General features: G+C 72.6%; 15 protein-coding genes and 1 pseudogene. 9 read left to right on the forward strand and 7 right to left on the reverse strand.

Translation table 11 applies throughout. From position 1 onward, the window contains the following. Nucleotide 1: 1 nt before the first annotated feature. The 3 genes from K329_RS0110795 to K329_RS0110805 all read left to right on the forward strand — a co-directional run bounded on the left by K329_RS0110795 (nucleotide 2) and on the right by K329_RS0110805 (nucleotide 2,721). The gene (locus tag K329_RS0110795) at nucleotides 2–649 is read left to right on the forward strand and encodes a class I SAM-dependent methyltransferase (RefSeq protein ID WP_211225828.1); all 648 of its coding nucleotides are present in this window, start codon (nucleotides 2–4) and stop codon (nucleotides 647–649) included. Nucleotides 650–715: 66 nt separating this feature from the next. Then, nucleotides 716–2,044, forward strand: a complete 1,329-nt coding sequence (locus K329_RS29525; protein ID WP_052336736.1) for a sensor histidine kinase — start codon at nucleotides 716–718, stop codon at nucleotides 2,042–2,044. Continuing rightward, nucleotides 2,041–2,721, forward strand: a complete 681-nt coding sequence (locus K329_RS0110805) for a response regulator (protein ID WP_028473044.1) — start codon at nucleotides 2,041–2,043, stop codon at nucleotides 2,719–2,721. Before K329_RS29525 ends, K329_RS0110805 begins: the two co-directional genes overlap by 4 nt. A 3-nt stretch (nucleotides 2,722–2,724) precedes the next feature. Here the strand turns inward: K329_RS0110805 and K329_RS32090 are convergent, their stop codons facing one another. Both K329_RS32090 and K329_RS0110810 read right to left on the reverse strand, forming a co-directional pair. Next, the gene (locus K329_RS32090; RefSeq protein WP_425411476.1) at nucleotides 2,725–2,925 is read right to left on the reverse strand and encodes an excalibur calcium-binding domain-containing protein; all 201 of its coding nucleotides are present in this window, start codon (nucleotides 2,923–2,925) and stop codon (nucleotides 2,725–2,727) included. Next, nucleotides 2,917–3,651, reverse strand: a pseudogene (locus tag K329_RS0110810) (HNH endonuclease family protein); the annotation flags it as partial. The gene K329_RS32090 and the pseudogene K329_RS0110810, both read right to left, overlap by 9 nt. 118 nt (nucleotides 3,652–3,769) lie before the next feature. On the opposite strand from K329_RS0110810, the gene K329_RS0110815 reads away from it, so the two are divergent. Continuing rightward, nucleotides 3,770–4,834 carry an NAD(P)-dependent alcohol dehydrogenase gene (locus K329_RS0110815; RefSeq protein ID WP_028473046.1) on the forward strand — a complete coding sequence of 355 codons (1,065 nt, stop codon included), beginning with the start codon at nucleotides 3,770–3,772 and terminating at the stop codon, nucleotides 4,832–4,834. A gap of 3 nt (nucleotides 4,835–4,837) precedes the next feature. On the opposite strand, the gene K329_RS0110820 is transcribed toward K329_RS0110815, so the two are convergent. The 3 genes from K329_RS0110820 to K329_RS0110830 all read right to left on the reverse strand — a co-directional run bounded on the left by K329_RS0110820 (nucleotide 4,838) and on the right by K329_RS0110830 (nucleotide 7,561). Then, entirely contained in the window at nucleotides 4,838–5,518 is a 681-nt protein-coding gene (locus tag K329_RS0110820; protein WP_028473047.1) for a TIGR00266 family protein, read from the reverse strand. A 97-nt stretch (nucleotides 5,519–5,615) separates the two neighbouring features. Then, entirely contained in the window at nucleotides 5,616–6,911 is a 1,296-nt protein-coding gene (locus tag K329_RS26180) for an MFS transporter (RefSeq protein WP_052336738.1), read from the reverse strand. A gap of 104 nt (nucleotides 6,912–7,015) precedes the next feature. Next, the gene (locus K329_RS0110830; protein WP_028473048.1) at nucleotides 7,016–7,561 is read right to left on the reverse strand and encodes a GNAT family N-acetyltransferase; all 546 of its coding nucleotides are present in this window, start codon (nucleotides 7,559–7,561) and stop codon (nucleotides 7,016–7,018) included. Between the two features lie 34 nt (nucleotides 7,562–7,595). Here K329_RS0110830 and K329_RS0110835 point away from each other — a divergent pair, with 34 nt between their 5' ends. From K329_RS0110835 to K329_RS29530, 3 genes are all read left to right on the forward strand, one after another. Further along, entirely contained in the window at nucleotides 7,596–8,414 is an 819-nt protein-coding gene (locus K329_RS0110835; RefSeq protein ID WP_028473049.1) for an alpha/beta fold hydrolase, read from the forward strand. Continuing rightward, entirely contained in the window at nucleotides 8,411–8,908 is a 498-nt protein-coding gene (locus K329_RS0110840; RefSeq protein ID WP_028473050.1) for a hypothetical protein, read from the forward strand. Before K329_RS0110835 ends, K329_RS0110840 begins: the two co-directional genes overlap by 4 nt. 120 nt (nucleotides 8,909–9,028) lie before the next feature. Next, a complete protein-coding gene (locus K329_RS29530) occupies nucleotides 9,029–10,288 on the forward strand; it encodes a glycosyltransferase family 4 protein (RefSeq protein ID WP_052336740.1) in 1,260 nt (419 codons plus the stop codon). An 809-nt stretch (nucleotides 10,289–11,097) separates the two neighbouring features. Here the strand turns inward: K329_RS29530 and K329_RS0110855 are convergent. Beyond that, entirely contained in the window at nucleotides 11,098–11,499 is a 402-nt protein-coding gene (locus tag K329_RS0110855) for a hypothetical protein (protein WP_028473051.1), read from the reverse strand. Between the two features lie 842 nt (nucleotides 11,500–12,341). On the opposite strand from K329_RS0110855, the gene K329_RS26190 reads away from it, so the two are divergent. Then, the gene (locus K329_RS26190; RefSeq protein WP_211225829.1) at nucleotides 12,342–16,706 is read left to right on the forward strand and encodes a family 78 glycoside hydrolase catalytic domain; all 4,365 of its coding nucleotides are present in this window, start codon (nucleotides 12,342–12,344) and stop codon (nucleotides 16,704–16,706) included. Nucleotides 16,707–16,996: 290 nt separating this feature from the next. Beyond that, nucleotides 16,997–18,229: a PAS domain-containing sensor histidine kinase gene (locus tag K329_RS0110870; protein WP_169721587.1), complete on the forward strand. Its 1,233-nt coding sequence runs from the start codon at nucleotides 16,997–16,999 to the stop codon at nucleotides 18,227–18,229. A 692-nt stretch (nucleotides 18,230–18,921) separates the two neighbouring features. Here the strand turns inward: K329_RS0110870 and K329_RS0110875 are convergent. Then, nucleotides 18,922–19,293: a DUF2256 domain-containing protein gene (locus K329_RS0110875; protein ID WP_028473053.1), complete on the reverse strand. Its 372-nt coding sequence runs from the start codon at nucleotides 19,291–19,293 to the stop codon at nucleotides 18,922–18,924. Nucleotides 19,294–19,465 lie beyond the last annotated feature (172 nt).

The raw sequence follows: 19,465 nt of genomic DNA on the forward strand, positions 1-19,465 counted from the left end.
CGTGAGCACTGTGTGGCAACGCATCGCCCGGGCGCAGGCCGGCGACGACTACGCGACGGTCTACGCCGACCGGTTCCGCGCCATCGCGGCCGGCGGGGGCGACGTCCACGGCGAGGCGGCCCTCGTCGCCGAGCTGCTGGCCCCGCCCGCGTCGGTGCTGGACGCCGGGTGCGGCACGGGCCGGGTCGGCGCGCGGCTCCACGAGCTGGGGTACGACGTCGTGGGCTGCGACGTCGACGCCGCCATGGTCGCGGTCGCGCGCGACGAGGTGCCCGACGTCGAGTGGCACGTCGCCGACCTGGCGGGACTGGCTCTGGGCCGCCGCTTCGACCTGGTGCTCCTGGCCGGCAACGTGCTGCCGCTCCTGGAGCCCGGCACGCTCACCGCGGCCGCCCGGTCGCTCGCCGACCACGTCGCACCCGGGGGAGCGCTCGTGACCGGCTTCGGCCTCGACGCCGCGCACCTGCCCGGTGACTGCCCCGTGCTTGCCCTCGCCGACGTGGACGCCGCGTTCGCCGCCGTCGGTCTGGAGCCCACCGCGCACTGGGCGGGGTGGGACCGCGCGCCGTACGACGACGGGGGCTACGTCGTGGCGTCCTACCGCCCACGGGGGGACACCCCTTCGCCGCCCCCTACCGCCGGGGGGTGAGGGCACCGGGATGATCCCTCCCTCGGGGGTGGCCCCAGGGCGTTCCCGACGAGGAGCATCATCGGCATGAGCACTCCCACCGCCGTACCTGCACCCACCACCGCTCCCGCCGTCCGCCGGGACGGCTCGTCGCTGCTCGTCCGGGGGTGCGCCGCCGTCGTGGCCGCGCTCGGGATCGTGGGGGCCCTCCTGCTCGTCGCGTTCGACGGCTACGTCGCCGACGAGGTGCAGGTGTTCTCGTGGGGCGAGTCCCTCCTCGTGGTCGTCCCGCCGACGCCCCTGCTCGTCGCGCTGGGCGTCGTGGTCGGCGCCGGCCTCGTCGCTGCGGCCGTGCTCCTCGACCGCCATCCGGTCGTCGCCGGTCTGGCCACGTTCGGTCCCCTGATCTACCTCGCGGTGGGCGACGACTACCTCCCGTGGGCCTGGGCGCTCGCGTCGACGCTGACGGCGGTCGTCGTCGTGCTGCGCCACGGCGGCGCCCGCGGGGCGGTGGCCGTGGCGGGAGCCGCAGCGACCCTGGTGTCCCTGATGGCGAGTCGGTCCCTGCTCCTCCTGCTGCCGGAGACCGCCGTCTCCTTCGAGACCGAGCGCACGACGGCGGACCTCCTCGTCGTCCCGCTCCTGGTCCCGACCCTCGTCCTCGTGGGCGGGTGCCTGCTCGGGCTGGCCCGGGCGGTCCGCCTCGCCGAGGGCTTCCGCCTGCAGCGCGGTCGGCTCGCCGCTGCCGAGGCGGTGCAGGTCGAACGGGCCCGGCTCGCCCGGGACCTGCACGACGTGATCGCCCACCACGTCTCGCTCATCGCCGTGCGGGCGGAGTCGGCGCCGTACCAGCACCCCGACATGGCTCCGGAGGCCACGACCGTGCTCGCGGAGATCGCCGACGACGCGCGGCGTGCGCTCGACGAGCTGCGCGGGGTGCTGCAGGTGCTGCGACGCGCGGAGGTCGCCGACGGCGACGAGGGGGCCCCCGGGTCGCGGGCACCGCAGCCCGGTCTGCAGGACGTGGCCGACCTGGTGGAGCGTGCACGGGCGGCGGGCGACGACGTCTCCGTCTCGGGCCTCGACGAGCGCTGGGTGGTGGACCCGGTGGCCGGCCACGTCGCCTACCGCGTGGTGCAGGAGGGACTGACGAACGCCCGCCGCCACGCGCGCGGCGGTGCGGTCCTGGTGCGGCTCGGCCTCGACGGCGACGACCTCCTCGTCGAGCTGAGCAACAGCGCCGGGCGGGGCGACGTACCCACGGCCGGGTCCACCGACCACGGCATCGGCATCCCCGCCATGGTCGAGCGGGTCGACGCCCTCGGAGGCGCCCTGGACGCCGGGCCGACCGTCGACGGCGGGTTCCGCGTGGCTGCTCGTCTACCGCTGCGCACCGCGGCAGGCTCCCTCGTGTGAGCACCTCCCCACCAGGCGGCTGGACCGCCGTCGTCGCGGACGACCAACCCGTCGCGCGCACCGGCTTCGAAGCCATGATCGACGCCGCGCCCGACCTGCGGGTCGTCGGGCAGGCCTGCGACGGGGTCGAGCTGCTCGAGCTCGTCGAGCGGCTGGTGCCGGACGTCGCCGTGGTCGACATCCGGATGCCCCGCATGGACGGCATCGAGGCGGCGCGGGCGATCACCGCCCGCGGCCTGCCCACCCGGCTGCTCATGGTCACCACGTTCGACCTCGACGAGCACGTGTACGACGCGCTGCGCGCCGGCGCGAGCGGGTTCGTGCTGAAGGACACGCGGGCCGCGGCGCTCGTCGACGCCGTCCGTGCGGTGGCCGAGGGCGCGATGCTCCTCGGCCCCTCCGTCACCCGCCGGCTCGTCGAGAAGGTCGCCCTCCGCCGGCGGACGGCCGATCCGGGCCGTCTCGACGTCCTGACCCCGACCGAGCGGGAGGTCGCCGTCCACGTCGCGCGCGGGCTGTCGAACGCCGAGATCGCGGCGGCGCGCACGGTGGGGGAGCAGACCGTGAAGTCGCACGTCAGCGAGGTGCTGCGCAAGCTCGGGCTGCGCGACCGGGTGCAGCTCGTCGTCCTGGCCTACGAGTCGGGACTGGTGACGCCGGGCGAGCAGCGCGACTGAGGCCTACTCGCAGGCGACGCCGTCGCCGTCCCCGTCGAGGTGGCGCCCGTAGCCGGGGTCGCCCGACCGGATCGGCGCGGCACCCGCGGCCCGCACCGCCGCACAGCTCTCGTACGACGCGGAGCCGCCGGACGGTGTGCCGCTCGGGCTCCCGGCCGGGACGCCCACGTCACTCGTCGTCGGCAGGCCGGAGTCGGCAGGCACCGGCTCGTCCGGGCAGCCGTCGAGGAGACCGTCGATCGCGTCGTGCTCGGCCGGGGTGACCGACAGCGCGTACTTCGCCTTCACGGCGACCTGGCGCGCGACGTACGCGCACCGGTAGGAGCGGTCGGCCGGGAGCCACGTCGCGGCGTCGCCGTCGCCCTTCTGCCGGTTCTGCCCGGCGTCGACCGGGAGCAGGTTGAGCGGGTCGTTGGCGAACGCCACCCGCGTGCCGGCGCCCCACGCCTGCGCCCCGGAGACCCACCCGTTGCCGAGCGCCACCACGTGGTCCACGTCGACCAGGGCACCGTCGCCCCGGACGAAGTCGATGCTCGTCCCGGTGTAGGGGTCCGCCAGCGTGCCGGCCTCGACGACGCAGCCGTTGGTGCCGGGCCGCACGGCGAGCGGCGCGAGGTGCGCCGCGAGCACGTCGTTGCGCGTGTCGCAGCCGTTGCGGTCCGTGTCGATCCAACCCTGGCCGAAAAGGTCCCGGTCGTAGCCCGTCATCGGTGCGCGTCCGCGCACCTCGAGGGTGCCGAGCACGTCGGCGGCGGTCCCGGCGGCCGCGGGAGCCGTCGTCGCGACGGCGGGCGTCGACGACCTCGTCGTACCGGGGTCGGAGGGTGCAGCGGCGGGCGCGCAGCCGCCGAGGAGCAGTGCGGCGAGGACCGTTCCGAGTGCGGGGGAGAGGGACCGGGTGCGAGGGGTACGGCGGGCAGCGGCAGGCATCGGGGTGAACGCTCGCACGCCGGCCGCCCCGGTGTCCCGTCGACCGGTGAGTAGCGTGGGAGGCGACCATCGAGCGGCGCCCGCGTCGTGAGAGCAGTACGACGAGAGGGATCCGACGATGAAGGCCGTGGTGTTCGACCAGTACAAGACGACCCCGACGCTGAAGGACGTGGCGAAGCCCGTCCCCGGCCCCGGGGAGGTCCTGCTCAAGGTCGCGGGGGCCGGCGCCTGCCACTCCGACGTCGCCGTCTTCCGCGACTTCGACGAGTCGTTCGGACCGTCCCAGCTGAAGCCGTCGTTCGTGCTCGGCCACGAGAACTCGGGCTGGGCCGAGGCGTTCGGCGACGGCGTGACGGGCATCGAGGTGGGCCAGGCGTTCCTGGTCTACGGGCCGATGGGCTGCGGGCGCTGCCGCGCCTGCTCGCGCGGGCAGGACACGTACTGCGAGAACGCGGCGTCGGTGCCCCACCTCGGGGCCGGTCTCGGTCGCGACGGCGGCATGGCGGAGTACGTCTCCGTGCCCGCCCGCAACCTGGTGCCGCTCGGCGACGCCGACCCGGTCGCCGCGGCGCCGCTCTCCGACGCGGGCCTCACGCCGTACCACGCGATCAAGCTCGCCCTGCCGACGCTCGCCGGCGGCGGCAGGACGGCGCTGGTGATCGGCCTCGGCGGTCTCGGGCAGATCGCCGTGCAGATCCTGACGGCGCTGACCGGCGCGACCGTGATCACCACCGACACGAAGCCCGACGCGATGCGCCGCGCCGAGGCGTCCGGTGCCGTGACCGTGGGCGGCGGAGACGACCAGGCCGCGCGCATCCGGGAGCTCACGGGAGGCCGGGGAGTGGACGCCGTCTTCGACTTCGTCGGCGCCGCTCCCACCATCGAGCTGGCGCTCGCGACCGTCGCCCTGCGTGGACGGGTGACCGTCGTCGGCATCGCCAACGGCACCGTCGAGTGGAACTTCTACAAGGTGCCCTACGAGGTCGAGCTGACCAGCACCTACTGGGGCACGATCGAGGAGCTGCACGAGGTCGTCGACCTCTACCGCGCCGGCCAGATCACCCCCGACATCGAGGTCTACGCGCTCGACGACGCGCTCGACGCCTACCGCGCCCTCGAGGCCGGCGAGCTCAGCGGGCGTGCCGTCGTCGCGCCCCACGGCCGGGGCGCGACGAACGGCTGACGCTCAGCCGCGGCCGGCGTCGGGCTTCGGCAGCTTCGGGATCAGCCAGCCGAGGAACGCCTCCTCGCTGCGGGTCTGGAGGTAGATCCGTCCGGGACCGGTGAAGTCGCAGACCATGCCCTCCCCGGAGAAGAGCGTCGACTTCCAGTTGCCGGCCCGGCGCAGCTCGTAGGAGACGCCCTCGGTCCACGCCACCGCGTGGCCCGTGTCGACCGTGTAGGTCTGGCCCGGCTGCAGGTCGATCGCGTGGAGCGCGCCGTACGCCGACAGCACCAGCTCGCCGGCGCCGTCGATGCGCAGGAGGAACAGCCCGTCGGTGGAGAAGAACGACTTCCCGCCGCCCCACTGCGTGTCGACCTCCACGTCGGCGGACGAGGCGAGGAACGAGCCGGACTGCACGTAGAGCGGGCCGTTGATCGACCACGAGACGACGTCGCCCGGCAGCGACGGCGCGACGTAAAGCTCGGCGCCGTCGGTCTGGGCGGTGAACGTGTTCATGAAGAAGGACTCGCCACCGAGCACCGCGCGGCGCAGCCCCTTCATCACGCCGCCCTGGGCGGAGGTCGTGATGTCGACGCCCGACATGGCGAGCATCGCACCGGACTCGGCGCGCACGGACTCGCCCGCGGCGAGCGTGAGCTTGGCGGCCGGGTACGCCGGTCGGTAGAGCACTTCGGTCTGCATGGTGGCCTCTTTCCCCCGTCCCTCGCGCGCGGTGCGCGAGCGTCACGCCCACGAGCGTGCGCCGGGAGGCCCCTGCTCAAACCAGGACGCCGGAGCCTCAGCGCACCGACCGCACCCGGTAGATGACGACCGAGCCGAGCAGGCCGGCGACACCGCTCGCGACGAACAGCCCGGCGAAGCCGCCGGTGAGCACCACGAGCCCCGCGCCGATCAACGGCCCCATCGCCTGGGGCAGCGCCATCGCGACGTTCATGATGCCCATGTCCTTGCCGCGGGAGGCCGCGGCCGGCAGCACCTGCGTGGCGAGCGCCTGGTCGACGGCGAAGAAGCAGCCCTGGCCCAGCCCGAGCACGACGCTCCCCACGACCGCCATCCCCGCCGAGGGCCAGCCGGCCAGCAGCAACGCCGCCAGCGCCTGGGCTGCTCCGGAGAGGAGCACGAAGACCCGGCGTCGCCCGACGCGGTCGCTGAGCCGACCCAGCACGACGGCGGAGAGCACGGTCATCACCATGTAGATCAGGCTCGAGCGCACGAGGAAGCCCTCGGGGTCGTCGAGGGCGAGGCCGTAGGTGAAGAAGTAGAGCAGCATCGTCGTGCCGATCGCGTTCCCGAGGTTGATGAGCACGCGGCTGAGCAGGGTCCAGCCGAAGTCCGGGTGCTGCCGGGGGTCGATCCACAGCGAGCCGGCGACGGTGCGGGCCGTCAGCGGCGGCAGGCCCGCCGCCTGGGCGCGGGTGAGCACCGGCTCCGGGTGGGTGGCGAGGAACGGCACGGCGAGCAGGGCGAGCAGCACCGCGATCGCGACGTACCCGGCCAGCTGACCGGTGAAGACCGCGGTGACGAGCACCAGGCCCAGCAGGATGCCGATCGCGTTCGGGGCCGAGATCCAGCCGGACACGTACCCGCGCTGGCCCTCGGGGACGTGGTCGCTCATGACGGCCGACAGCGCCGCCGAGGCGACGCAGAAGCCGGAGAGCGCCACGGTCCAGCAGGCGACGATGCCCAGCAGCGTCGACTGGGCGCCGAGCAGCACCAGGCCGACGCCGAGGAGGCCGACGCCGGCGGCCACCCACGGACGGCGCCGGCCGTACCGCGACCGGGTGCGGTCGCTCAGCGCGCCCGCGACCGGGTAGACGACCACCGCGACCAGCCCCGCGATGCCCGACACCACCCCGAAGTACACGAGCGTGCGCAGCCAGTCGTCGGTCGGCAGCTGCTCGTCGACCTGCGCGGGGAGCAGCAGCTGGAGCGGGGCGAGCTGCCCCATCCACAGGCCCAGCCAGGCCAGGGAGAAGACGGTGACCCAGCGCCCCCGGACCGCTCGGGTCGGCTCGTCGAACGCCGCGGGTGGTGCGTCCCCGGGACCCGGGTGGTGCCGGAACTGCTCGGCCATGCGGGTGACCTCTCGCGGACGGGCGGCGCGGAGCGGGGCGTCGGCAGGGATCGGGCGACCCCGGTGCGGTCCACGATCGCACCGCCGCGCTCTCCGCGGTCCGGCTACGACGAAGAAGTCGGCGCCGATCTCACCGTCAGCAGGCTGTCGCCGTGGACGGCATCGACCTCGACGTCACCGGTCTCGCGGAAGCCGAGCTTCTCGAGCACCCAACGTGAGGCGACGTTCCAGTCCCGGACCGTCGCCCGGAGCCGGTGGTGGCCGGCCGCGGTGGCGAGCTCGACGACCGCCGACGCGGCCTCGGTGGCGTAGCCGCGGCCGTGCACCTCGCGGAGCAGCTCGAAGGCCAGCTCGGGCTCGTCGGAACCACCCTCGCCGGGGAGGAGCAGCCCGCAGTAGCCGATGACGTCGCCGGCCTCTCGTCGCTGCACCGTCATGAGGCCCGCCGTCGGGTCGTCCCTCTCCCGAGCGATCCGCGCCGCCAGGTCCGCCACCGTCGGGCGTCCCTCCGCGTCGAACCGGCGGTGGGCCGGCACCCACGGGTCGCGCTCGGCCCACAGGCGTCGTACGACGTCGGCGTCCTCGGCGGCGCGCGGCCGCAGGACGAGGCGCTCGGTCTCGACGCGGGTGTGCTCCGACCACAGGGGCATGGCGGCATCGTGGCACTTCCGCGAGCATGGCGGGATGCGCATCCTCGAGCACGAGTCGTCCGGCACGCTCGTCCACGCCACCGCGCCGCCGAGCGAGCTGTCGTGGGTCGTCCTCTGGTGCGGCGGCACGCCGCACACCGGCGCGCTCCTGGCCCCGGTGGTCGCGGCGGCGGCCGCCGTACGACGTGACGTGCTCACCGTGGCGCGCCCCGGGTTCGGGGGAGCACCCCGTCGGGAGGGGCGCACGGTGGCGGACGGGGCCGAGGACGCGGTGGGGGTGCTCGAGCGGCTGGACCTGCAGGACGTGCTCGTCGTCGGCTACTCCGGCGGGGGACCGCACGCCCTCGCGGTCGCCGCGGCGGTGCCGCGACGCGTCCGCGCCGTCCTGACCTTCGGCGGCATCGCGCCGTACGACGGCACGCCCGACTGGTTCGCGGGCATGGTCGACCCGTCGGGCCTGCAGGCGGCCGTGGAGGGACCGGTCGCGCGCGGCGGTCACGCCGGCGACTTCGACCCGCGCAGCTTCAACGACCGCGACCACGCGGCGCTCGAGGGGGAGTGGGGCGCCCTCGGCGCCGACGCGCAGGCCGCCCACCAGCACGGTCCGGACGGCGAGGTCGACGACGACCTGGCCTTCGTGCGGCCCTGGGGCGTCGCCCTCGACGCGTACGACGGGCCCACCCGCCTGGTGCACGGGCAGGACGACCGGGTGGTGCCGGCCGGCCACGCGACGGCGCTCGCCGCCCGGGTGCCGGGGGCGACTGCGGTGGTGCACCCGGGGGACGGGCACGTGTCGGTGCTCGGGCACCTGGCGGACGAGCTGCGGAGGATCTCGTCCGGGAACCCCGCGTGATCGGCGACCGCTGGGGCGTCAGCGACGCCGAGGTCGCCCGCCGGTATCCCTGCGACGACCTCGTGAGCTCCCCGGTGCTCGAGGCATGGCGCGGTGTCACCGTGGCGACGATGCCGGAGAGGGTCTGGCCCTGGGTGGCGCAGATCCGGCTGGCGCCGTACTCCTACGACTGGGTGGACAACCTCGGGCGCCGGTCGCCGCAGGAACTGCGGGGCCTGCCGGAGCCGGTGGTGGGGGAACGCTTCACGGCCACCGCGGGCCGGCCGGTGGGCCGCATCCTCTCCGTGGCGCCGGGGGAGCAGCTCACCGGACGCATCGCCGGGGCGGTGATGTCGTACGTGCTCGTGCCGGCTCCCGACGGCACCCGGCTGCTGATGAAGATCGTCATGGCGCGCGGCCGCCTGGTCGCGCCGGTCGTGTCCGTGGGCGACCTGGTGATGGCGCGCCGCCAGCTCGCCACCTTCCGGCGGCTGGCGGAGAGGGATGCTCCGTGACCTGAGCGGAGCTGCGGTGGGCGACCGCCGGTCGGTACGGCGGCGATGTGCTGGGACCGTGTCGCACGCGTACGGTGCGCCACACACTGTCAGCACGTTCCGGAGGCTCTCTTGACGACGATGTCTGACTACCGCGCGACACCCGCGACGGCGATCGCCCCCCACGAGGTCAGGAGCCCCCTCGAGGCGACCCCGGGCCGGCGCGGCCCGCCCGGCGACCTGCCGTCGGTCCACCTCTACACGCCGTCGGCCGACCCGTCCGGGATGGGGGCGCACATGCTCTGCCTGGCCGACGCGTACGTGCGCGAGGGCCGACGCGTGACCCTGATGTACTGGCCGAACGCCAAGGCCGAGCGGTTGTTCGCGCCGGCGGGGGAGCGCGGCGTGCGCCTGGCCCGCATCCCGCACCCCCGCGACGCACGCTTCGCCGCCCGCATCGCCGAGGACCTCGACCGCCACCCCAGCGACGTCTTCCACCTGCACGTGGGCACCGGCCGCGAGAACTGGGACGCCGCCCGGGCCGCCGCCGGGTCGGTCCGGGTGCCGGCGATCGTGCAGACGCTCCACCTGCCGTGGCTGATCCGCAACCACCACAAGCGGGCGAGCGCCCTGACCGCGCTCGAGCCGGTCGACCGCATCATCACGGTCTCGCACTGGCAGCGCGCCACCTACGAGCACATGGGCGTGGCCGCGCACCGGATGGTGACCGTGCCGAACGGCGTCCACCCGCACACCGGCTCGCTCGGCCGGGACGCTGCCCGGCGCGAGCTCGGCCTCCGTCCGGAGCAGCCCGTCGTGATGACCGTCGGCCGGCTCACCGTGATGAAGGGCCACCGCTACCTGGTCGAGGCGGTCCCCATGCTCCTCGAGCGCTTCCCCGACCTCGTGGTCGTGGTGGTCGGCGAGGGGCACCTGCGCGAGGTGCTCGAGGAGCGCGCCCGGACCCTCGGAGTGGCCCACGCCGTACGGTTCCCCGGCCACCGCACCGACGCCCGCGACCTGCTGGCCGCCGCGGACGTGTTCGTGCTCCCGTCGCGCCACGAGGGCATGCCCCTCGCGGTCCTCGAGGCCATGGACGCGTCGCTCCCCGTCGTCGGGACCCGCGTCATCGGCACCTCCGAAGCGGTCGACGACGGCGTCACCGGTCGGCTCGTGGCACCGCAGGACCCCACGGCGCTCGCCGGGGCGATCGACGGCCTCCTCGGGGACCCGGCGCTCCGCCGGCGGATGGCGACGGCGGGGAAGCGGCGCCACGAGGAGCTCTTCACCGCCACCCGGATGGCCCGTGACACCGCCGAGGTGTACGACGAGGCGCTCGCCCCGAAGCGGACCACCGGCGGCGGGGGAGAAGCGCTCGGCTCGGCGATCATGGGCGGGTGAGCCCCTCCTCCTCGGTCCCGGGTGAGCACGCGGCTCCGTCGAGGACCCAGCGCCATCTCGCCGGCGGCCGGCTGTCGGCCTACGGAGTGAACGACGTCCACCGTCCCTCGGAGACCACGTCGACCTCGGCGCCGTCGACCCGGACCGCCGTCTGCTCGTCGATGGCGTAGGCGGGCAACGCCACGGTGAGGCAGCCGCGGCCAGCGAGGCCGCGTCACACCTTCGTCCAGACGTCGAGCGTCGTTGGGCCGTTGCGACGACGGTGCCCTCCAGTACGGTGGCCGGGCAGGTAGTAAAGAAGGAGCGGACGAAGACGCAGGATCGATCGCCGTTCCGGTCGCCGCCCGCCAAAGGTCGCGATAGCGGCCCAGCGCGCGGCCTCTAGCCGCTAGCAAGTCCCCTCCCAGTGAGATGCCGTCGACGCATGCGCGCGGACCTGGGCTGCTGAGACTCGAGCCACGCATCGACCCCGCTGGCTGCCGGTGGCGGGGGTCACTGGTGGCAGCCGGGGGTGGTGGGGACAGGCGTGCCCGTAGTGTGTGCGGCACCTCAGGTGCCGCCCCATCGTGTCCATCGATGAGTCGTGCGTTTGCCATCACGTGGACCCCGAGTTCCGTCTAGTTGCTGCCACCGGTCCCCGTCACGACGTTGTGCTTGACGAGTTCCGGCGTTCGCCGGCGTGCCGTGGGGCCCTCTGGGTACAGCTCACTCCTCCCCGAGGTCGCTGGCTTGACGCGCCACTGTCCTTGCTCTGGGGGAGCGACAACCAGACAAGGCGCCGTGCGTGCTCTCGTTAGGTCCTCGTCGCGTCACTGCGGAGCGGCGGCTCGGGCTCCGTCGTAAAACTGGCGCCTGACGTCGGTGGAGGGCCTGTTGTTGACGAGCTTCTGGGCGAGCCAGGTCGTGTCGACCTGAACGCCGGTGAGGACGTTCTGGTCGTCGACCTCGCAGCGGTTGTCGAAACGGAAGAGGATGTACTCCTGCGTCGTCGACCAAGTGACGGGTAGCGAGTAAGAAGGGCCGCTGGGGAAGGGGTTGCAGGTCGCCCCGGCGACGGGTGCACCAGGTCGTTGGCCCCACAACAGCCACCCCACATGCGGTCCAGCCTGGATCTCGACGGTCTGGTAGGCACGGCGGTCGGTCGCCTTGCTGTACCCGAAGAGGTCGGTGATGTTGACGCGGACGTAGGTGACGGCCTCGGTGCGAGCCACCTCAATGCTGAGAATGTCGACGCTGCCGGGGAGGGCGCGGCTGTCGGGTAGTGGAGGTGGGGTGAACCCGGGGCCCGCAGTGTCGAACTCGTTGGCTCGAACATCGGCTACTGGATCGGAGTAGACCCCCGAGGGCAGGGGCGTTGCTGCGTGGGCGGGGGTGACTGTGGTCGCTGCCAGTGCTGCCACCGCTATCACGGATGAGACTCGGGCCAGTTGTCGTCGAAGCATGAGAGGCCTTCCATCGGGCGGCAGATTGCTTTGTGGGACTTTAACAACGCGTTCGACGGGACGCTGGTGGTTTGACGTGATGGTGAAGGCGAAGCCGCGATGGTCGGGCTTCCGAACTTTGACCGCCGGGCGAGGCCTTGCTGCGCATCGTGGCCGCCCCATCCGACGGGCGCCGCCATCCTTTGGCGTAGCAGTTGCTGGTGATCCAGCGGAGTGGGTTGAACGCTAGTCGGGGGAACGTACCCAACCTGCTGGGGCTCGACGCAGCGCGTCCTTGAACAGGTCGACTCCCTCCAGAGTGACATAATGTCGGTTATCGGCGCCTTCGAGACGGGCATTATTGGGGTGGTTCGGTGGCAGGCTGCGGCCGGCTACGGCGCCCACGTGGAGCCGATCTGAGCCGCGGCGTTCGGGTGCCGACGACACGCCACTGGCCTCCCTGAGAAGCGGCAGTGGACAAACTATCTGAACGCACCGGTGCGCGGCCGGCGTGTCGTTTCGGCGAGAGTCAGAGCTGCTTCCACAAGGCGGTGACGTCTGTTGACGCCCAGGTGACGAAGGTCATACGCTCCGAATGACCCTCGGTTTAAATCGTTTTAATAGGAGATGTGGTGCCCCCACCCACCGTCGCGCTCCCGCGCAGCCCCATCCGTCCCGCCCATGCCGGATGGCGTTCGGCGTCCGCCGTTGCGCTCCTCGTGCTCGCCGGTTCGTTCGGCGTCACACCGGTCGCCTCGGCGTCGTCGAGCCCGGCCGGCGCCGTCCTCGGTGCGGTGTCCGCGCCGGAGAGCGCGTCGACCGCGCCCTCCGGGCTGAGCGTCAACGGCCTGCCCGGCCCGGTCGACCTCGACGTCACGCCCGCCTTCGGGTGGCACGTCTCCACGCCGCGGCAGACGGCGTACGAGGTCGTCGTCGCCTCCTCGGCGGCCTCCGCGGCCGGCGGGAGCGGCGACGTCTGGGCGAGCGGTCGGGTGGCCTCGACGGAGCAGACCGGCATCGCGTACGGCGGCCCCGGCCTCGCGCCCTCGCAGCGCTACTGGTGGGCCGTGCGCACGTACGACGGCCAGGGCACCGCCTCGGAGTGGTCGGCGGCCGCCTCGTTCGGCACCGGTCCGGGCACCTCGTGGTCGAGCTCCGTCCCGGTCTGGGCGCCCTCCCCGGTGGAGACCTGGCGCGACTACACGATCGAGGCGCGCGTCCGCATCGACCAGGTGGCCACCGGCCTCACCTTCCGGGCGACCGACTCCTCAAACGGCCTCATGTGGCAGTTCCGGGCCGACAACCGCCTGGTGCCCCACACGCAGGTGCGCGGCACCTACACCGCGCTGCCCGCGGTCGCCCTCCCGGCGGGCACCCTCGCCGCCGGTCGGTCGGCCGACCTCTCCGTCCAGGTGGCGGGCCCGGTCGTGCGCACCTCGATCGACGGCGTGCTCGTCGACGAGCGCACTATCACGGTCGCTCCCCAGGACACGCGCGGCGGGATCGGCGTGCGGCACGGGCGCACCGAGTCCGCGACGTACGAATCGGTGAAGGTCACCGCCGCCGACGGCGCCACGCTGCTCGACACCACGTTCGCCGACGGCGACCGCACCTTCGCCTGCGGCACCGTCGCCGGCGGCAACCTGACCGTCCCGAACTCCGGGGTCTGCCTGCAGACCGGTCTGACCGCCGACTGGGCGCTGCTGCGGGGCGCGGTCGACGTGCCGGACAAGGAGGTCGCCTGGGCGACCCTGACGGCCACGGCGAGCGACCCCCGTCCGGCGAAGCAGTACGTGCACAAGCTCTACCTCAACGGCACCTTCGTCGGTCTCGGCCCGACGCAGCCCATGGGCCGCGAGTCGCGCTACGACGGCTTCGACGTCACCGAGCTCGTCCGCGCCGGCGAGAACGTCGTCGGGGCGGTCGCGTTCACGACGAGCGGCCAGCAGTTCCAGTCCGAGCTGGTCGTCGCCTTCACCGACGGCACGCGCACCGTGCTGGGCACCGACCCCGGCATCTGGCGGGCGCGGGTGGCCTCCGACGTCTGGCCCACCGCGGGCAGCATCGGCACGAGCTACTTCAACGCGCCCAAGGAGAACCTCGATCTGCGGGCCTACCCCGAGGGCTGGGACGAGCCGGGGTACGACGCGTCCGCCTGGCCGGCGGCCGTCGCCCGCCCGGCGCTCGGCGAACTGCGCGCCGCCCCGATGGACAAGGTCGAGGAGCAGCTCCGCGCTCCGGCCCGCGTCGTGGAGAAGGCGCCCGGTCACTACTTCGTCGACTTCGGCCGCACCTGGATCGGCGGGGTGCGCCTCGACCTGACCGAGGGCGTCGCCGGCCAGCGCGTCGACCTGCGCTTCGGCGAGGTCACGTCCTCGGCCGACACGGTCCGCTACCAGCTGAACACCGGCAACACCTACCAGGACGTCGTGACCCTGCGAGACGGCGAGCAGACGGTCGAGACCTGGGGCGCGCGCGTCTTCCGCTACGTCGAGATCATCGGCGCCCCCGAGGCGATCACGGCCGAGAACCTGCAGGCCCTCGCCCTCGTCTACCCCTTCGACGCCGAGGCCTCGCGGTTCGCGTCCTCGAGCGACAACCTCAACCAGGTCTACGCGCTGTCGAAGAACACGATCGAGTCGACGAACATGAACTTCTACACCGACTCATGGACCCGGGAGCGCACCAACTACGAGGCCGACGCCTACCTGCAGCTGATGTCGACCCTCTACCTGATGGACGACCTCTCGCTGGGTCGCTACTCCATGGACTACTTCCGCGACAACCGGACGTGGCCCACCGAGTGGCCGCTCTACGTGGTGCTGGCCGTGCACGACGCGTGGCGTCAGACTGGCGACCTCACCCAGGCGGCGGCCTACTACGACAACCTCGCGCTGAAGCTGCCCGATGAGTGGATCGACCCGGCCACCGGTTTGGTCGGCAAGAACTTCCGCGCCAACGGCTGCAACAGCCAGACCGACTGCGACATCGTCGACTGGCCGGCCAGCGAGCGCGACGGCTACCAGTTCCGCCACTTCAACACGGTGCTGAACGCACTGTCGTACCGCTCCTACCGCGACATGGCTGCCTTGGCCGAGGCGCTCGGCGAGACGGAGGACGCCGCCACCTACACGGCGACGGCCGACCGGCTCCGGGCCGCGATGAACGAGAGGCTCTACGACCCGGCCACCGGCAGCTACGACGACGGCATGGACGCGTCGTACAACCGCACGGGCCACTCGGCGCTGCACGCGAGCGCCTTCTCGCTGGCGTTCGGCGTCCCGGCGGACGAGCAGCGCCCCGCGGTCGCCGCCCACGTCGCCTCGCAGGGCATGGCGTGCAGCGTCTACTGCGCCGGGTTCCTGATCCCCGGCCTCTACGACGGGGGCGAGGGCCAGTCGGCGCTCGACCTGCTCACCGGCACGGGCACCCGCAGCTGGATGAACATGATCGCGCTCGGGGCCGGCGCCACGGCCGAGGCCTGGGACCCGTCGCTCAAGGGAAACCTGACCTACTCCCACCCGTGGGCGGCGTCGCCGGCGTTCAGCGTGCCGGCCGGGCTGTTCGGCATCGAGCCGCTGACGCCGGGCTACCGCACCTTCGCGGTGCGCCCGCAGCCGGGTGACCTGGAGTGGGCGACGATCGCCACGCCCACGGTGCGCGGCAGCGTCGGCGTGGGCTTTGACCGCTCCGGCGAGGAAGGTGCGCTGCGGCTCGCGGTCTCCGTGCCCGGCAACACCGCGGCGACCGTCAGCGTGCCGACGTCCGCGTCGGGGCCGGTGACGGTGTACGTCGACGGATCCCCGCGCACGGTGCAAGCCGCGGACGGCTTCGCGGTCGTCGGGTCCGTCCCGGCCGGCTGCCACGTGCTCTCGACCGCCCCCGGCCAGATGGGCGGGAGCGAGACCGACGAGCGCCTGCTGAGCGTCTGCGCGGCCGAGCCCGCCACCGGGCTCTCGGTCGTCGCCGAGGTCAGCGACGCGGGCGACGAGGGCTGGTACGGCGCCGGCGCCGCCCTGACCCTGACCCCGCAGGGCGACCCGGGCAGCGACACCGCCGGGCTCGAGTACGCCATCGACGGCGGCGAGTGGACGCCCTACACGACCCCGGTCGCGCTCGCGGCGGGCAGCTACACGGTCGACCACCGCTGGATCGACGGCGACGTCGTGCTCGCCTCCGGATCGACCACGGTCCAGGTCGACACGGCCCTGCCCACGGTGACGGTGCGGGTCGACGACCAGCGCCGGCTCGTCGTCGAGGGAGCGGACACCGACTCCGGCGTCCAGCTCCTCGAGTACCGCCTCGACGACGGTGAGTGGACCCCCTGGACCGGCCCCGTGGCGCTCGGGCGCCAGGGGGTCACCGCCACCGGACGCGTCACCGACGTCGCCGGCAACGTCGCCGAGGCACAGGTCGCCGTCGAGGGGGCGGGTCCCGCGGCCTCGACTCTGACGTCCCCGGGCACGGCGACCGGGTTCTTCGGCCAGGACACCCTAGTGCCGGTCACGCTCACCTCGGAGGGCACCGCCACCGGCGTCGTCGAGGCGGTGTGGGGCGGTCGGGTCATCGGCTCGGGCGAGCTGCGCGACGGGCGGGCCACGGTCCGGATCCCGCGCACGTTCGCGCCGAACACCTATCGCGTCGGGCTGCGCTACGCCGGTGACGCCACCACCGCGGCCGCCTCCAGCGGCGTGGTCGTGACCGTCAACCGGGCGCGCTCCACGGTGATCGTCTCGGCCTGGCCGCAGCCGGTCCCGACCGGTCGCACGGGCACGCTCGGCATCCAAGTCGGCAACTCCAGCGGTGCGCCCTACACGGGCAGCGTGCAGGTCGTGTACGGCGGCGTGCGGTTCCAGGTCTGGGTCCGCAACGGCTTCGCCCGGGTGACCCTCCCGGCGATGCCCACCGGCTGGCACCGCCTGCGGGTGTGGACCGACCCGTCCCACCCGACGATCATGCCGAGCGGATCGTCGCTCTCGGTGCCCGTCCGGCGCTAAGCACCCCCTCCGGCCCACCGGCGTCCGCCTCCCGCGGACACCGGTGGGCCCCGTGCCTTCGAAGGTCAACGCCAAGTCAACCGCTGCGCCCACCGACACGGGGGCTCTGGGTACGACCGCGCCAAGGGAGCCGCGGTTCAGGCCACACGAGGGCTGATGCGTAGGGCTGATCTGTATGCCAGTGGGTAATTAAATTCTGGTCGGTTCTCGGGCTTCGGCGCACGCGGCGGTTTGGGTCGCCGATGGCGGCTGCCGATGCGTTCGTGGCCTGTCACCGAGGAGACCAACTCGTGAGTACGACCAAACCGAATGCGCCTCGCGACCCGAGAACGGGTCGTGCTGGCTGCAGCGACGCCGAAGCCGAGCAACGGCCGGACCAAGAGTTGGTTGGCAGCTCTTGGGTCCTGCGCGACGTCCACGCGTTGTTGGCGCAAATCCGAGACTACGCGGTCATCACCCTCGACGTGGAAGGCACCGTGCTGTCGTGGAACGTGGGGGCAGAGCGGGTCAAGCGGTTCCGAGCCGATGAGATCGTCGGGACCTCGTTCACCCGCTTCTATACCGAAGCCGATGAGAGAGCCGGGTTGCCGCGGCGCCTCTTAGAACGGGCTCAGTCGGATGGTGTGGCCCATGCGGTGGGGTGGCGGGTGCGTCGCGACGGGACGTTGTTCTGGGCTGACGTCACTATCAGCTCGCTCCGCGAGCCCGACGGCGAGCTAGCGGGCTACGTAAAGGTCACACGAGACGTGACCGCGCAACGGTTGCTGGAGCTCGACAGAGAGCAGCAGTACGCGGCATTTACGCACGACCTGCGGGCGCCATTGACGGCAGCCCTCGGCTACGTCGACCTTGCGGTGGAGCACATCGATGCGAGGCCCGGTGATGATCTGGGGAGCCAAGAGACCTCCGGCGAGGGCGTGCATGCCGCGTTGGCGGACTCTTACCTCAAGGGGTTGCTAGTGAACGCGACCCGGGTGCTCAAACGCTTGGAGCTCATGATGGAGCGACACCTCGACGCTGCTCGTGCCGCCGGGAGCGGCCAGCTCGGCCAAGTAGATTGTCCGGAGCGGCTGCGCCTGGCGCAGGTAGTGGCGAGCACCGTGCGCACGACGTTGGAGTCCGGCGCGGCCGATCGGCTGCAACTGCGCATCGCGCCCGAGACCGATGTGGCGTACGCCAACCGGGATGCCGTGGAGCGAAGCCTGTCGAACGTCATCGGCAACGCACTGAAGTACTCCGACGATGACGTCACTATTGAGACCACCCTGCTCGGTCCGTGGGTCAGGATCGCCGTCACCGACCACGGTCGAGGGATCCACCCCGACGACATAGACACCATCTTCGAGCCAGGCGAGCGAGGGCGCCTTGCGCGGGCCGACGGCGGACACGGCATCGGCCTCAACAGCGTGCGTCAGCTCATGGAGCGCCAGTACGGAAGAATCTCGATCACAAGCGAGATCGGTGTCGGAACCACCGTGCACCTCGACCTACCCACCACTGCCCCTACGTCCAGTGACAACTGAACATGCGGGAGGCATCCTTGGGGCAGTGCTCGCTGTCTTCCTCATAAGGCACAAGCTGTCGGGTCTGGCTCAGCTCACCGATCGCGTTAACCGTGTCAGCCTCGTCCGTGCGGTCGCAACCAGGGCGGGGGCGTAAGCCTGGCGGTCTGGGCGGCGCTCTGTCGGGACGGTGCCTAGCGAGACGTCGCTCGCCGCTGTGGCCGCCGAGGTGTCGTGCCGCGTGCTTCTCCTCGACGATTCCCGCCTGCCGTAGGGCGTCGTCGCCTCCTGCAGAGGACCCTTCGATGGTGGGCCGGGAGCGGCGGCGTGCTCGTCAATGAAGGAGCGGGCGGCGCAGCGCATCGCCTCTGCCGAGGTGAGTCCGTCGTCGACGTGGTGGGCGAATCGTCTGGCGAGACCGGGCCAGTCCAGTTGCCGCCCCTCACCGACGAGCTGGTGGACGCGAGCGGCGACGTCGTCGGTCTCGCGCCAGGGTTCGGCCTTGACCCAGGCGTCGGCCAGCTCGCTTGGCGGGCGTTCGTGATTCCGAGTCGAGTCGGGTTGAGCAGGACTAGGTCCGAGGGGCTGCTCGCAGAGGTGTCAGACCTTCCTGGACTTCCCTCAACTGACGCAATCTAGGTTATCGGCGAGATGCGAGGTGTCGCCGTCGCCCTGGCGGATGCGGGATCTTGGCCCGTCGGACTACTGAACGGTCATCGCCGGCGCCGCACCTCGAACGCACCCTTCACCATCGACGGGTCGACGACCTTCCCGCGCTGCACGATCTCGGCTTCGCCTCGAGCGACCAACCGTCGTGCGGCGCGACGGGCGGGCTCGGCGAGCTTTCCGGCCGCTGCTGCATCGCCGTCGGCCACGGCGAGCGCGACGTCAGCGGGATCGGCCGCCGTGCGCCCCCGGGAGATGCGCTCGAGCAGCACCGCCTCGAGCCGCACATCGACCTCGGCGACGCCACGGCGGCGGCACGCGGTGGAGCAGTACTGCACCTGCTCCCAGTCCCGCTCCCACTTCTTGCGCCACTCGATCCTGCGTCCGCAGGAACGGCAGGTCTTCGGCTCCGGCGGCATGACACCAGTGTCGCGCCGTCCCCAAGCCGGCGGGGACCGCTCCGGCTGGTGGGGTCGCGCTACGGGTAACGGCGGGCTCACGCCAGATATGGGATCTCGAGCGTGCCGGTCGATCTGCATAACGGCCTCGCACAGGCATTATGGGCACTACATGTGAGCCGGTCCGAGTGGT

This window comes from Nocardioides alkalitolerans DSM 16699, assembly GCF_000426525.1.
Classification (GTDB): domain Bacteria; phylum Actinomycetota; class Actinomycetes; order Propionibacteriales; family Nocardioidaceae; genus Nocardioides; species Nocardioides alkalitolerans.